The organism is Oryzobacter terrae (genome assembly GCF_042756445.1).
GTDB classification, from domain to species: Bacteria; Actinomycetota; Actinomycetes; order Actinomycetales; family Dermatophilaceae; genus Oryzobacter; species Oryzobacter terrae.
The window spans coordinates 3,139,389-3,152,798 of the sequence record NZ_CP170578.1 but is presented as its reverse complement, the minus strand read 5'-3'; the positions used below and the strand labels follow the sequence as shown (position 1 = coordinate 3,152,798).

The 13,410-nt window shown below is 73.8% G+C and carries 12 protein-coding genes; 6 read left to right on the top strand and 6 right to left on the bottom strand.

The window, feature by feature from the left end:
• Positions 1-115 precede the first annotated feature (115 nt).
• Complete coding sequence (locus ACFWN3_RS15065; protein WP_377640931.1) at positions 116-706, bottom strand: general stress protein; 591 nt, start codon at positions 704-706, stop codon at positions 116-118.
• Positions 707-800: 94 nt separating this feature from the next.
• Between ACFWN3_RS15065 and ACFWN3_RS15060 the strand changes: the two genes are divergently transcribed.
• Together ACFWN3_RS15060 and ACFWN3_RS15055 are read left to right on the top strand one after the other, a co-directional pair.
• The gene (locus ACFWN3_RS15060; RefSeq protein ID WP_377640929.1) at positions 801-2,564 is read left to right on the top strand and encodes a M15 family metallopeptidase; all 1,764 of its coding nucleotides are present in this window, start codon (positions 801-803) and stop codon (positions 2,562-2,564) included.
• A 61-nt stretch (positions 2,565-2,625) separates the two neighbouring features.
• The gene (locus ACFWN3_RS15055; RefSeq protein ID WP_377640927.1) at positions 2,626-4,272 is read left to right on the top strand and encodes a D-alanyl-D-alanine carboxypeptidase family protein; all 1,647 of its coding nucleotides are present in this window, start codon (positions 2,626-2,628) and stop codon (positions 4,270-4,272) included.
• A 19-nt stretch (positions 4,273-4,291) separates the two neighbouring features.
• Here ACFWN3_RS15055 and ACFWN3_RS15050 read toward each other — a convergent pair whose 3' ends face one another.
• On the bottom strand, positions 4,292-5,488 hold the full coding sequence (locus ACFWN3_RS15050; RefSeq protein WP_377640925.1) for an acyl-CoA dehydrogenase family protein: 1,197 nt from the start codon (positions 5,486-5,488) through the stop codon (positions 4,292-4,294).
• A 269-nt stretch (positions 5,489-5,757) separates the two neighbouring features.
• Here ACFWN3_RS15050 and ACFWN3_RS15045 point away from each other — a divergent pair, with 269 nt between their 5' ends.
• The gene (locus ACFWN3_RS15045) at positions 5,758-6,612 is read left to right on the top strand and encodes a serine protein kinase RIO (RefSeq protein WP_377640923.1); all 855 of its coding nucleotides are present in this window, start codon (positions 5,758-5,760) and stop codon (positions 6,610-6,612) included.
• A gap of 72 nt (positions 6,613-6,684) precedes the next feature.
• Here ACFWN3_RS15045 and ACFWN3_RS15040 read toward each other — a convergent pair whose 3' ends face one another.
• Complete coding sequence (locus tag ACFWN3_RS15040) at positions 6,685-8,292, bottom strand: M28 family metallopeptidase (RefSeq protein WP_377640921.1); 1,608 nt, start codon at positions 8,290-8,292, stop codon at positions 6,685-6,687.
• 148 nt (positions 8,293-8,440) lie between these two features.
• Here ACFWN3_RS15040 and ACFWN3_RS15035 point away from each other — a divergent pair, with 148 nt between their 5' ends.
• Positions 8,441-9,484: a Gfo/Idh/MocA family protein gene (locus ACFWN3_RS15035; protein ID WP_377640919.1), complete on the top strand. Its 1,044-nt coding sequence runs from the start codon at positions 8,441-8,443 to the stop codon at positions 9,482-9,484.
• Positions 9,485-9,515: 31 nt separating this feature from the next.
• Here the strand turns inward: ACFWN3_RS15035 and ACFWN3_RS15030 are convergent, their stop codons facing one another.
• Positions 9,516-10,157, bottom strand: a complete 642-nt coding sequence (locus ACFWN3_RS15030; protein ID WP_377640917.1) for a peptidoglycan-binding protein — start codon at positions 10,155-10,157, stop codon at positions 9,516-9,518.
• A 1-nt stretch (position 10,158) separates the two neighbouring features.
• Here ACFWN3_RS15030 and ACFWN3_RS15025 point away from each other — a divergent pair, with 1 nt between their 5' ends.
• Both ACFWN3_RS15025 and ACFWN3_RS15020 read left to right on the top strand, forming a co-directional pair.
• Entirely contained in the window at positions 10,159-10,443 is a 285-nt protein-coding gene (locus ACFWN3_RS15025; protein WP_377640915.1) for a hypothetical protein, read from the top strand.
• 175 nt (positions 10,444-10,618) lie between these two features.
• The gene (locus ACFWN3_RS15020) at positions 10,619-11,476 is read left to right on the top strand and encodes an SGNH/GDSL hydrolase family protein (RefSeq protein WP_377640914.1); all 858 of its coding nucleotides are present in this window, start codon (positions 10,619-10,621) and stop codon (positions 11,474-11,476) included.
• Here the strand turns inward: ACFWN3_RS15020 and ACFWN3_RS15015 are convergent.
• Positions 11,473-12,339, bottom strand: coding sequence for an HpcH/HpaI aldolase/citrate lyase family protein (locus ACFWN3_RS15015; protein WP_377640912.1), 867 nt, complete (start codon positions 12,337-12,339; stop codon positions 11,473-11,475). The two genes, ACFWN3_RS15020 and ACFWN3_RS15015, sit on opposite strands and share 4 nt — an antisense overlap.
• On the bottom strand, positions 12,336-13,397 hold the full coding sequence (locus ACFWN3_RS15010; protein ID WP_377640910.1) for an HpcH/HpaI aldolase/citrate lyase family protein: 1,062 nt from the start codon (positions 13,395-13,397) through the stop codon (positions 12,336-12,338). Before ACFWN3_RS15010 ends, ACFWN3_RS15015 begins: the two co-directional genes overlap by 4 nt.
• Positions 13,398-13,410: the final 13 nt, after the last annotated feature.

The window sequence follows — 13,410 nt, the reverse complement described above, 5'->3', positions numbered from 1 at the left end:
TCCGTCACGGGGACTCCGATCGCGATCGGTTGCCCTGGGGTCCCCAGCAGTCTGCTCCCTCGCGCCCCCTCCTGTCACCGCCCCGCGGGGTGCGGTTCGCGCAGGTCCGGGGCGCTCAGGCGGTCGGCGGGTGCGCGGGCCCCTGCGCGGGGCCGGGGTCGGCCACCCGCGCGCGCTCGGCCTCCTGCGCCCGGCGGACCTGCTCCTGGGCGGCCCGCATCGGGTCCATCTCGGTCAGCAGCTCGCGGCCCCGCTGGACGTGCTTGTGCTCGACGAGGAGCTCGTACTTGTTCGCGACGACGTGGCTGACCGACGTGAAGTCGCGCTGGCCGCGGGTCGCGGCGTACCCGACCATCGCCCAGACCATGCCGAACACCGCGCCGAACGCGACGGTGCCGACGATGCTGAGGATGTTGAAGCCGCTCGGGTCGAACAGGGCGAAGATCGTCCCGATGAACAGGCCGAGCCACATGCCCGACAGGGCGCCGGCGCCGATGACGCGGCCGCGGGTGAGCCGGCCGGTGACCCGCTCGAGCTGCTTGAGGTCGGTCCCGACGATGAGGACGTCCTGGACCGGGAACTCGTGGTCGGACAGGTAGTCGACGGCCTTCTGCGCGTCCTCGTAGCTGTCGTACACCGCCAGGGACATGGGGTACTCGAGCGAGAGGGCCGCACGCAGGCCCGGGCGCATCGGCTGGGTGCTCATGGCTCCATCATCGCAGGCGGGGCTGGACGCCGGCTGGACCGGGGCTGGACGTGCGCAGGGTGCGCCGCTCGCACCGATCGGCGATGCTGGACCGATGGCCCCGGACCGACCTGACGGCCGCCCCCGAGACCGTCGACGCACCGCGGCGCTCGTCGTCGCGGGGCTGGCCGCGACCGCGACTGCTGCAGGTGCCGTCGTGCTGCTCGACCGCGACGGCACCGACGCAGCGCCGGCCGCGGCGCCTCCCCCGTCCTCGAGCGCTCCGCCGACGTCGACCTCCTCGTCGCCGCGCCCGTCACCGACCCCCTCCGCGACGCCGACCACGGCGCCACCGGAGCGGGCCGCGGGCACCGAGCCCGCGGTGCGCCGGCTGCGAGCCGCCGACCGCCACGCCCTCTCCGTCGCGGCCACCCGGGCGAGCCTGCGCCGGCCGACGGCGGTCCCCGTCGTCTACCTCGTCGCCGACGACGCCCTCGACCTCGGCTGGGCCGCGGTCCCCGCGGCCGCCGCGCGCGGCGGGGCCGTCCTGCTGACCCGCGGCGACCGCCTGCCCACCACGACGGCCGACGAGCTCGAGCGGCTCGCGCCCGCGGAGATCGTGCTCGTCGGGGATGCCCGCTCCGTCGCCACCCGCGTCGCGACGGCCGCCCGCCGGATCGCCCCGGTCGTCCGGGTCGACACCGACGACCCCGTGGCCGCGGCGCGCGCCCTGAACCGCGCGGCCTTCCCCACCGCGACGGCCGCGTGGGTGGCCGGCACCGGGACCGACAGCGACCTCGCCGTCGGCGCCGCCGCCGCGGCGGCCCGCCGGGCCCCGCTCGTCGTCGTCGAGGACGACGCGCGCACCCTGCCGGCCGCCGACGTCGACCTCCTCTCCGACCTCGGCGTCCGGTCGGCCACCGTCGTCGGGGGGCGCGGTGCCGTGGCGGCCGGCGTGGAGTCGGCCCTGACCGAGGCCCTCGGGGAACGGGCCGTCCGCCGGGCCGAGGCCGGCGACCGGGCCGCCCTCGCCGCCCGGGTCCACACGCTGGCCTGGGGGAAGGCCACCGCGGCGGCGGCCTACGTCGCGAACGCCGACCGGCCCACCGACACCTTCACCGGTGCCTTCCTCGCCGGCCGGGCGCGGGTCCCGCTCTTCTGGACCCGCCCCTACTGCCTCCCCGCACCGACCCGCGACGGCGTCCTCGCCGACACGGTCGCCCGGGTCACCGTCCTCGGCGGCGAGCAGTCGGTCCGCAGCCTCGTCGACGACCTCACGGCCTGCCGCAGCATCGAGGACCCCTCGAGCCCCTGGGTCCTCGTCAACAAGCGCAACGGCCTGTCGCCACGGTCGTTCCGGCCGTCCGACCTCCGGGTGCCCGCGATGGAGCACTCCGGGGGCCACGAGCTGCGGGCCGACGCCGCCGACGCCCTCGCCGAGATGGCGGCCGCCTCGGTCGCCGCCGGTGCCGGGCGCGTCGGGATCGACACGGCCTTCCGCTCCCACGCGACGCAGGACGCGCTCTACGACAGGTACCTCGCCCGCAAGGGGCGCACCTGGACCGACACCTGGTACCTGCGTCCCGGGTACAGCGAGCACCAGACCGGGCTCACCGTCGACCTCCTGCCGATCGGGCGCCCGAGCTGCACCATCAACGACTGCATCGACGAGACCCCGCAGGGGGTGTGGCTCGCCCGCAACTCGTGGCGGCACGGCTTCATCCTCCGGTACGAGCGCGGCCGCACCGCGACGACGGGTGTCGGCTTCGAGCCCTGGCACTTCCGCTACGTGGGCCGGGCCGTGGCCCGGGCGTACCACGAGGGCGGCTGGCACACCTACGAGGAGTTCCTCGGCCGGCCCGCCGCGCCCACGTACTGAGCCGCCGGACCGGCCGGCGGCTCGGCGGGCACGACGGCCCGCGAGTGCCTACCATCGCGGGGTGACCGCTCGACACCCCGCCCTCCGCACGTTCGCGGCCCTCGCCGCCGGCCTCGCCGCCCTCGTGACCGGCGCGCAGCCCGCGGCCGTCGCCGCCCCGGCCGCCGCGGGGGCCCCTGCGGCGGCCGTCCCGGCCGTCGCCGCCCCCACGGTCAGCCGGATCGCGGGCGCCGACCGGTACGCGACGTCGGTGGCGGCCTCGAGGGCGGCGTTCCCCAGCGGGTCCACGGCCTCGGTGGTCTACCTCGTCTCCGGCGTGGCGCCGGCCCGTTCGTCCTCGGCGGTCACGGCCGCGGCGGTGCAGAACGGGACGGTCCTCATGAGCCACCCCGACCGCCTCCCCTCGGTCGTCGCCGCCGAGATCGATCGGCTCAACCCCGCGCGTGTCGTCCTCGTCGGCGACTACGCGGCCCTGGCGACCGAGGTCGCCCGCGGCGCGGCCCGCTACGCCCCCTCGGTGAGCCGGGTCTCGGCCACCGAGGCGTCGACCTCGCAGGCGCTCAACCGGGCGGCGTTCACGTCGGCGACCCGGGCCTGGGTCGTCAGCCGCACCAGCGGCAACGACTCCGTCATCGGTGCGGTCGCCGCCGCCGCGCACCGCTCCCCGGTGATCGTCCTCGACGGCCGGGCCGCCGACCTCCCGAGCGCCAACGCCAGCCTGCTGCGCGACCTCGGGGTCGACGCGGTGACCGTCGTCGGACCCACGGCCGCCGTCTCCTCGGGGATCGCCGCGGACCTCGCCGCGATCGTCGGCGCCGGCAACGTCACCCGCGCGGCCGGTGCCGACCGCTACGCGACCGCCGCCCGGGTCAACGCGCTCGCCTGGCCGGACCTGGCCGCCGGCACCGCGTACCTCGCCGACGGCACCGACATCACCAACGGCATCGGCGGCGCGCTGCTCGCGGGCCGCACGAAGCGACCGCTGTTCTGGACCGTCCCGTACTGCACCCCCGCCTCGGTGCGGCCCACCCTCGCCGGGCCCGGCGTCACCCGGGTCGCCCTCCTCGGCGGCGAGGCGTCGGTCCGCGTCCTCGCCGGACGGCTCGAGACGTGCCGCAGCATCGACACCGCGTCGAGCGTGTGGGTCCTCGTCAACAAGCGCAACGGGCTGAGCCCGAGGTCGTTCGTGCCCTCGAACCTCGTCGTCCCGTCGATGCCGTATGCGAACGGCCACCAGCTGCGCGCCGACGCCGCCGCCGCGCTCGCCCGGATGGCCTCCGGCTCGTACGACGCCGGGGTCGGCCGGATCGGCATCGACACCGCCTACCGGTCGTACGCGACGCAGAAGGCGCTCTACGACAAGTACCTCGCGCTCAAGGGCCGCACCTGGACCGACACCTGGTACCTGCGGGCCGGGTACAGCGAGCACCAGACCGGGCTGACCGTCGACCTGCTCCCCATCGGGCGCTCGAACTGCCGGATCAACGACTGCATCGACGAGACCCCGCAGGGCGTCTGGCTCGCGAAGAACGCCTGGCGCTACGGCTTCGTCCTGCGCTACGAGAAGGGCCGGACCTCCACGACGGGGGTCGGCTTCGAGCCGTGGCACTTCCGCTTCGTCGGCGTCCCGCTGGCCACGGCCTACAAGGACGGCGGCTGGCACACCTACGAGCAGTTCCTGCGGCAGCCGGCCGCACCGACGTACTGAGCCGGCGCCGGCCTCCGGCTCAGCGGGCCCGGTACTCCTCGAGGAGGCGGCGGCCGATGATCATCTTCTGGATCTCGGCCGTCCCCTCACCGATGAGGAGCATCGGCGCCTCGCGGTAGAGGCGCTCGATCTCGTACTCCTTGGAGTACCCGTAGCCCCCGTGGATGCGGAAGCTCTGCTCGACGACGTCGGCGCAGTTCTCCGACGCGAGGTACTTCGCCATGCCGGCCTCGAGGTCGTTGCGCTGCCCGGCGTCCTTGAGCCGCGCGGCCTTGACCATCATCTGGTGGCTGGCCTCGACCTTGGTCGCCATGTCGGCGAGGCGGAACAGGATGCCCTGGTGCTCGGCGATCTTTTTGCCGAACGTCTCGCGCTGCTGCGAGTACGCGATGCCGAGCTCGAAGGCCCGCATCGACAGCCCGCAGGCCCGGGCCGCGACGTTGACGCGGCCCACCTCGACGCCGTCCATCATCTGGTAGAAGCCCTTGCCCGGCACGCCGCCCAGGACCTGCGCGTCGGTGGTGCGGTGGCCCTCGAGGAGCAGCTCGGTGGTGTCGACGCCCTTGTAGCCCATCTTCTCGATCTTCCCCGGCACCGTGATGCCCTGGGCCGTCTCGCCGAAGCCGGGCTCCTTGTCGACGAGGAAGGTCGTCATGTTCCGGTAGGGGCTGTCGCTCTCGCCGAGGTCGGTGCGCACGAGGACGGCGACGAGGTTGGCGGAGCCGCCGTTGGTCAGCCACATCTTCTGGCCGGTGACGACCCACTCCTCGCCCTCCCTGACGGCCTTGGACCGGATGGCGGCGACGTCGGACCCGAGCCCCGGCTCGGACATCGAGAAGGCCCCCCGGACCTCGCCGGTGGCCATCCGCGGCAGGTAGCGCTGCTTCTGCTCCTCGGTGCCGTGCTGGAGGATGAGGTACGCGACGATGAAGTGGGTGTTGATGATGCCGCTCACCGACATCCAGCCGCGGGCGATCTCCTCGACGACGAGCGCGTAGGTCAGCAGCGACTCGCCGAGACCGCCGTACTCCTCGGGGATCATCAGCCCGAAGATCCCCATCTCCCTCATGCCCTCGACGATCTCGGTCGGGTACTCGTCACGGTGCTCGAGCTCGGTGGCGACCGGGAGGATCTGCTCCTCGACGAACACGCGCACGAGCTTGACGAGCTCGATCTGCTCCTCGGTCAGGCCGTCCGTGGACTGGAGTCGGGACACGCGTTCTCGCCGCCTTCGGTGGGGTGGTCTGGCGCTTGGAAGTATGCCGCCGGGCCCCCACCCGGGGGACCCACGGACGGTGTGAGTCCTCCCACCCCCGGTAAATCGGTGGCGCGGCGCCGGTCGGTGCGCCACGCTGGCCCCGAAGGCACGGCGTCCGCCGCTGCCCGCTGCACCAGACCACGCCGAGTGAAGGAGGGCCGTGATGTCGACGACCGTCCCGGGCTGCCCCCAGCCCACCACCCCCTTCACCGACCTGGAGCACCGCAGTGGCACACCAGCCCTTCCACCTTCCGGAGAAGCAGGCCCGCTTCTCCGTCGACACCTCACCTGACGCGCCCCCCGAGGGCGAGCGCTGGTCCAGCTGGGACGGCGCGACCCACGGACCCACACCGCGACCGGACTGGGTCATCCCCGACCTCGGGGCCGTCGAGAGCGACCTCGGCGTCCTCAAGACCGGCAAGGAGGCCGACGTCCACGTCGTCCGCCGCTGGGTCCCGGGGACCGACCGGATGACGACGATGGCCGCCAAGCGCTACCGCAACGGCGACCACCGCCTCTTCCACCGTGACGCCGGCTACCTCGAGGGGCGCCGGGTCCGTCGCAGCCGCGAGCTGCGGGCCATGACCCGGCGCACCGACTTCGGCAAGCAGGTCATCGCCGGCCAGTGGGCGGCCGCCGAGTTCGAGGCGCTCGGGGTGCTGTGGGCGCTCGACCTGCCCGTCCCCTACCCCGTGCAGCTCGACGAGAGCGAGATGCTCATGGAGTTCGTCGGCGGCACCGACGGGCCCACCCCGGTCGCCGCACCCCGCCTGGTCTCGACCCGGCCGGAGCCGGACCTGCTCGAGGACCTCTTCGAGCAGCTGCGCACGGCGATGCTCACCCTCGCCCACCACGGCTGGACCCACGGCGACCTCTCGCCGTACAACGTCCTGCTCCACGAGGAGCGGCTCGTCCTCATCGACTGGCCGCAGATCGTCGACGTCATCGGCAACCCGCAGGGGTTCGAGTTCCTCGAGCGCGACGCGACGACGATGGTGACGTGGTTCCAGCGCAAGGGGCTCGACGTCGACGCCGGCGAGCTCGTCGGTGACCTCGTCGCCGAGGCGACCGTGCGGTTCTGACCCCGCGGACACGGCCGGGGCGGGAGTGCGACCAGCACTCCCGCCCCGGGTTCCGCTCTCACTCAGGTCGACTCAGCTGGCGTCGCCCTCGTGGTCGTGGTCGTGGGCGAGACCGCCCGCGTCACCGTTGATGACACCCTGCGGGCCGGCGGGTGCCGGGAGCGTGAAGTTCCCGGGCACCTTCTTGCCGGGGACCCCGTTGACCGACGCGGTCGAGTAGGCGTAGGTCAGGACCGCCGCCGAGATGACGTCGGCGTTGACGTCGAGCGCCTTGAGCGACAGGTTGTCGATGTCGTCGCAGGCCTGGTGGTAGCACGGGTCGTAGGCCTGACCCGCGGTACCGCCCCAGATCGCCTGCTGCGCAGGCGTCTTGACGACCTCGGCACCGGTGAAGAGGCCACCGGCGGGGATGCCGTTGTTGATGAACGCCTGGTAGTCGCTGCGCCCGCTGAACTGTGCGTCGTCGTAGGGCTGGCCGAGCTTGGTGTAGAGGCTCTCGAAGAGGTCCTCGATCTGGATCGAGCCCTCCGGGACCGAGACGCCGACGGGTGCCTTCCAGCCGGACTGGTCACCGTCGTAGACCATGAAGATGTAGTTCGGCGAGCCGACCATGTCGAAGTTGAGGTAGAGCGCGATGCGGTCCTTCTCGGCCTGGCTCAGGCCGGCGACGTACTGCGTCGACCCGATGAGGCCGCTCTCCTCGGCGCCCCACCAGGCGAGCCGGATCGTGTTCTGCGGCTTGAGCTTGCGCACCGTCTGCGCGAGCTCGAGGAGCGCGGAGGACCCGCTGCCGTTGTCGTTGATGCCCGGGCCGGCCGGGACCGAGTCGAGGTGCGCACCCGCCATCACCACGTTGTCGTCGTTGACGCCCTTGAGCTCGGCGATGACGTTCTTCTGCGGGCGGGACTCGGGCTCGGGGACGAAGACGCGCGCGGTCGACCCCGCCTGGGAGAGGGCGACGCCGTCGAGATAGCTGGTGCCGACGACGGGGATGTCGACGATGTCCAGGCCGCCGAGGGTCGGGTTGACCGCGTTGTTGCGGTCAGCGTCGGCGGTGTTGCCCTGGTTGAAGATGACGGCGGCCGACGCGCCCGCGGCCTCGGCGTTGATCGCCTTGACCGAGAAGTTGCAGGAGCCGCGCTGGAGGAGGGCGATGGAGCCCACCGGGAAGCCGGCGAAGTCGCTCGCCTCGCACCCGCTCGACGAGGTGTTGCCGAGGCCGAGGCTGAGGTCGACCTTGGTGACCGCGGCCGTGACATCGCCGTACCCGGTTCCGGTGGCCGGGTTGTTGACGTAGGAGGCGGAGACCGGTGTCAGCTGCTGGAGGATGGACGGACCCACGTACGTGAAGGGGAACTCGTCGATCGCGACGTCCCAGCCGGCGGCCTCCAGCGTCTCGACGACGTAGTCGACGCTCGCCTCGTAGCCGGGCAGCCCGGCGGCGCGGTTGCCCCCGTTGGCGTCGGCGATGGCCTGCAGGGCCTCCTCGTGCTCGAGGATGCCGTCGACCGTGACGCACTCGAGGAGCTTGTCGTAGGTGATGTTGGCGCGTGCCTCGCACCCCGCGGAGGAGGTCGCCGCGACGGCGACCCCTGCGGGGACGAGGGAGATGGTGAGGGCGGCGGCGGCGACGAGTCCCGTCGCCCTCCCCCGGCGTGACAGCAGAGCAGTGCGATCCATGTTCATCCCTTCAGACCTGACCCGGGATCCTCCGGGGTCGCTCGGAGCCTATGGGCGCGCTGTGCGCTTGCCCAGAGCCCGTCGAGGCCTCTTCCTGAGAGAACTCTCAGGCTCCCGCGAGCGCCTCCGGCGCCCCTACGCTCGGGTCATGGCCCCCTCCCTCGCCGCCCCCGCCGTCCCCGACCCGATGGACGCGCCGGCGGTGCGCTGGGGGGTCCTCGGCCCCGGCGGCATCGCCACGACGTTCGCACAGGCCGTGCGGCACGGGACCCGCTCGTCGGTCGTCGCCGTCGGCTCGCGCTCGGCCGACCGCGCGGCGGAGTTCGCCGCACGGCACGAGGTGCCCCGGGCCCACGGCTCGTACGAGGAGCTCGTCGCCGACCCCGACGTCGAGGCCGTCTACGTCGCGAGCCCGCACAGCGAGCACCACGCGCACGCCCTCCTCGCCCTGCGGGCCGGGAAGCCGGTGCTCGTCGAGAAGGCCTTCACCCGCAACCTCCGCGAGGCCGACGAGGTGCTGGCCGAGGCGCGGTCGCGCGGGCTGCTCGCCGCCGAGGCGATGTGGAGCCGGTACCTGCCCTCCTACGACGTCGTGCGCCGCACCATCGACGCGGGGACCCTCGGCGACGTCCTCCTCGTCGACGCCGACCACGCGCAGCTGCTGTGGCCCGACGGCCCGGCCCGCCTGTCCCAGCCCGAGCTCGCCGGGGGGGCGATGCTCGACCTCGGCGTCTACGTCACCGCCTTCGCCGACCACGTCCTCGGCGGCCTCGACGACGTCCGGGCGACCGGGACCCTCAGCGACCTCGGGGTCGACGTCACGAGCGCCTTCACGGCCCGTGGGCCGTCGGGGGGCGTCGCCCAGCTGTGGTGCTCGATGGGCGCCGCGACGAGCTGCCGGGCCCGCGTCGTCGGGACGGCGGCGCGCCTCGAGCTCGACGAGGGCGGGAGCTTCTACGGGTCCGCCTGCCACGTGCGCCTCGTCGGCCCCGACGGCACCGTCCTCGACGAGTGGGTCCCCGAGGTCCCCGACCACGGGTTCCGCTTCCAGGTCGCGGAGGTCGCCCGGGCCCTCGAGGCCGGACGGCTCGAGACGTGGTCGGTGCCGTGGGCGGCGACCCGACGGGTCATGGGGGCCATGGACGAGGTGCGCCGCCAGGTGGGCGTGGTCTACCCCGGCGAGGACGGCTGACCCTTCCCGGCCGGGACCGGTCCGGTGCCCCTCAGCGGACGAGGACGCGGGTTCCGATCGGCATGAGGTCGGCGGCCCAGATCATGTTGATCGCGGCGTTGCTCAGCCGGGCGCACCCGTGCGACGCCGCGTACGGCGGGATGTTCGGCGAGCCGTGGACCGCGATGCCGCGGTTGAAGAAGCGCGGGCGCCACAGCTGCCCGAGCGAGTTGGTCAGCGGTCCGTCGACCGCGCGGTAGACGGTGAAGCTGCCCTTCGGCGTCGTCGCGAGCGCGCGGGTGCCCCTGGTCGTGGTGTACTCCTCGCCGTTGCCCGTCGAGGTGTTGAGGACCATGCTCGCCCGGCCGTCGCGCACGATGAGGAGCAGCTGGCGCTCGAGGTCGATCTCGACGCCGTTCTCCAGACGGGCCCGGGGCCGGATGCCGTCCTCGAGGGCCCGCTTGGTCCGGGGGCCGACGACGCCGTCGCGCGCGAGGCCCGCGGCCTTCTGGAACGCGAACACCGCCTGCTGGGTCAGCGAGCCGAACGAGCCGTCGGGGGTGCCGAGCCAGTACCCGAGGCCCGAGAGCCGCCGCTGGAGCGCGAGGACCTTCTCGCCACGGTCGCCGTAGACGAGCGAGGTCCGCGGCTTGACCGTCGGGGTCGGGGTCGGCGTCGGGGAAGGGGTCGTCACCGTGGGCGACGGCGTGGGGGTCGGGGACGGGGTGGGCGTCACGGAGGGCGTCGGGGCAGGGGGCGTCGGCTCGGCGCTCGCGGACACGCTCGAGGTCGCGCTCGGGGCCGGCGCCGCGGGTCCCTCACCGGTCCACGACGGGGCGAACCCGCAGCCGGCGAGGAGCGCGGCCGCGGCCACGGTGGAGGCAGCAGCCGCCGCCGCTCGACCCCGCGTGCGGGTCAGCCCCATGTCCGCTCCCGTGCTCGACGACGCCGCCCCGCGGCGACGGGCCGGCGATCCATGAGACGACATGTTCGCGCCGGCCACAACCCGGCGCGCTCGTCGTGACCGAATCGTGGTGTGCGGGCGCGGCGGGGCTGAGGCCTCGGCCCGAGGTGATACCCGGGTGATACCGCCGCCTGCCACAACGGGGTCGAGCACCTCGGCTCACCCGCGCAGCCCCGACAGGAAGGCACCCGATGTCCCGACCCAGCCCCGCCCGCCGCGGAGTGCGGGCGTTCGTCCTGGCGCTCGCCGCCGCCTCCGTGGCGGCCACCGGCTGCTCGTCCTCCGGGGGCACGGCCTCCAGCCCGGCACCGAGCACCGCCACCACCGCCGAGGCGCCGCTGTCGCTCGTCGTCATCGGCGACTCCATCCCGTACAACAGCCAGCAGGACTGCCCCGGCTGCCGGGGCTTCGTCACCCGCTACGCCGAGGCGCTGGCGAAGGCCACCGGTCGCGAGGTCACCTCGACGAACCGCTCGACGCACACCGGCCTGACGCTGTCCGGCCTCATGACGGACCTGCCCGGCCTGCGCGAGGAGCTCACCGCCGCGGACGCCATCATCGTGGGGATCGCCCACAACAGCTTCCCCCTCAACGACGAGGAGCCCTGCGGCTCCGCCGTCGACCCGGCGACCGGCGCCATCGAGGACTGGTCCACCGTCGGTGCGGCGTGCGCCGCCACGGCGACGGCGACGTGGCGGCCCGTGTACGACGAGCTGTTCTCCACCGTCGCCGGCTGGCGCGCGGGCCGGCCCACCATCCTCCAGACGGTCAACCGCTACAACGACTGGATCGGGTTCGAGCAGGCGAGGCTCACGGCCGACCAGGCGGAGCGCACGGTCGTCCTCCACGACGCGTGGAACACGATGCTCTGCGACTCGGCGGAGGCCAACGGCTTCGACTGCACCGACGTCTACCACGCGTTCAACGGCGCCGACGGCCGCACCCCCTCGGGCGACCTGCTCGCCGCGGACTACACGCACCCGTCCCAGCGGGGGAACGACGAGATCGCCCGGCTCCTCACGGAGCGCGGCTTCGCCCCCCTCGGCTAGCCGCGGTCGCGCACGGCGTCGTGGGTCGCGAGGACCTTGCGCGCCGACTCGACGTGGAGCAGCTCGACCATCCGCCCCTCGTGGACGACGACCCCGGCGCCGGCGGCGCCCTCCCACGCCTCGAGGACGCCGCGCGCCTGCTCGACCTCCTCCGCGGAGGGGGCGAAGACGGCGTTGCAGGGCTCGACCTGCCCGGGGTGGACGAGGGTCTTGCCGTCGAAGCCCAGGTCGCGGCCCTGGCGGCACTCGGCCTCGAACCCCTCGACGTCTCGCACGTCGTTCCACACCCCGTCGAGGACGGCGACCCCGGCCCGGCGGGCGGCGAGGACGGTGAGCGACAGGGAGGTGAGCAACGGCGTGCGCCCCGGGACCTGCCGGACCCCGAGCTCCTTGACGAGGTCGTTGGTGCCCATGACGAGCACGGCCAACCGGTCCGACGCCGCGGCGATGGCGGCGACGTCGAGGACGGCCGTCGGGGTCTCGACCATCGCCCAGAGGCGCGTGCGCTCGGGTGCCCCGTGCCGCTCCATGGCGGCCACGACGGTGTGCACGGCCTCGGCGGAGTCGACCTTGGGGACGACGACGGCGTCCGGCCCGGCCGCGCACGCCGCCGCGAGATCGGCGTCGTGCCACTGCGTCCCGGCGCCGTTGACGCGGATCGTCACCTCACGGTGTCCGTACTCGCCGGATCGCGCTGCGGCGCAGGCGTTCTCGCGCGCCGCCTCCTTGTTGTCAGGACCGACGGCGTCCTCGAGGTCGAGGATGAGGCCGTCGACCGGCAGGCTCCTGGCCTTCTCGAGGGCACGCTCGTTGCTCGCCGGCATGTAGAGGACGGAGCGGCGCGGGCGCAGGACGTCGCTCACGCCGACCCCTCCCCCGCACCGGCGTACAGCGCGGCGAGCTCGGGGTCGTTGGCGGCGAGGCGCTCGGCGAGCTCGAGGACGACGAGGCACTGCTTGAGGCTCGCGTCGTCCTCCATCCTCCCGTCGAGCATGACCGCGCCGGTGCCGTCGCCCATCGCCTCCCTGACGCGGCGCGCGTGCGCGACGTCCTCGGCGCTCGGGCTGAAGACCTTCTTGGCGATGGAGATCTGGGCGGGGTGCAGCGACCAGGCGCCGACGCAGCCGAGGAGGAAGGCGTTGCGGAACTGGTCCTCGCACGCGAGCGTGTCGGCGATGTCCCCGAAGGGGCCGTAGTACGGGAAGATCCCGTGCATCGCGCAGGCGTCGACCATCCGGGCGATCGTGTAGTGCCAGAGGTCCTGCTGGTAGGTGGCGCGCTCGGCGTCGCCGCTCGGGTCCTGCCGCACGAGGTAGCCCGGGTGGCCGCCCCCGACGCGCGTCGTCTTCATCCGGCGGTCGGCGGCGAGGTCGGCCGGGCCGAGGCTGATGCCCTGCATCCGCGGGCTCGCGCCGGCGATCCCCTCGACGTTCGCGACACCGCGGGCCGTCTCGAGGATCGCGTGGACGAGGACCGGCCGGGACAGGCCCGCCCTGGCCTCGAGCTGGGCGAGCAGGCGGTCGACGTAGTGGATGTCCTCGGGGCCCTGGACCTTCGGGACCATGACGACGTCGAGCCGGTCGCCGACCTCGGTGACGAGGGTGGTGAGGTCGTCGAGCGCCCACGGGCTGTCGAGCGCGTTGACCCGGGTCCAGAGCTGGGTGTGCTCCCCGAGGTCGGTGGCCCTCGCGATGTCGATGAGCCCGGCGCGGGCGGCCTCCTTGTTCTCGGCCTTCACCGCGTCCTCGAGGTTGCCGAGGAGGACGTCGACCGTGCCGACGAGCTGGGGGACCTTCGCCGCCATCTTCGGGTTGCTCGGGTCGAAGAAGTGGATCATCCGGCTCGGCCGGGCGGGCACCTCGCGCAGCGGGGCCGGGGCCCCGACGGCGAGGGGCGTGAAGAAGTCCTTGGCGCTGCGCATGCCGCGGACGCTA

What these genes read in the sequence shown, in the direction of transcription:
- ACFWN3_RS15065 (WP_377640931.1), bottom strand. Translation starts at nt 706, where the DNA reads ATGAGCACCCAGCCGATGCGCCCGGGCCTGCGTGCGGCCCTCTCGCTC.
- ACFWN3_RS15060 (WP_377640929.1), top strand. Translation starts at nt 801, where the DNA reads ATGGCCCCGGACCGACCTGACGGCCGCCCCCGAGACCGTCGACGCACC.
- ACFWN3_RS15040 (WP_377640921.1), bottom strand. Translation starts at nt 8,292, where the DNA reads ATGGATCGCACTGCTCTGCTGTCACGCCGGGGGAGGGCGACGGGACTC.
- ACFWN3_RS15035 (WP_377640919.1), top strand. Translation starts at nt 8,441, where the DNA reads ATGGCCCCCTCCCTCGCCGCCCCCGCCGTCCCCGACCCGATGGACGCG.
- ACFWN3_RS15020 (WP_377640914.1), top strand. Translation starts at nt 10,619, where the DNA reads ATGTCCCGACCCAGCCCCGCCCGCCGCGGAGTGCGGGCGTTCGTCCTG.
- ACFWN3_RS15010 (WP_377640910.1), bottom strand. Translation starts at nt 13,397, where the DNA reads ATGCGCAGCGCCAAGGACTTCTTCACGCCCCTCGCCGTCGGGGCCCCG.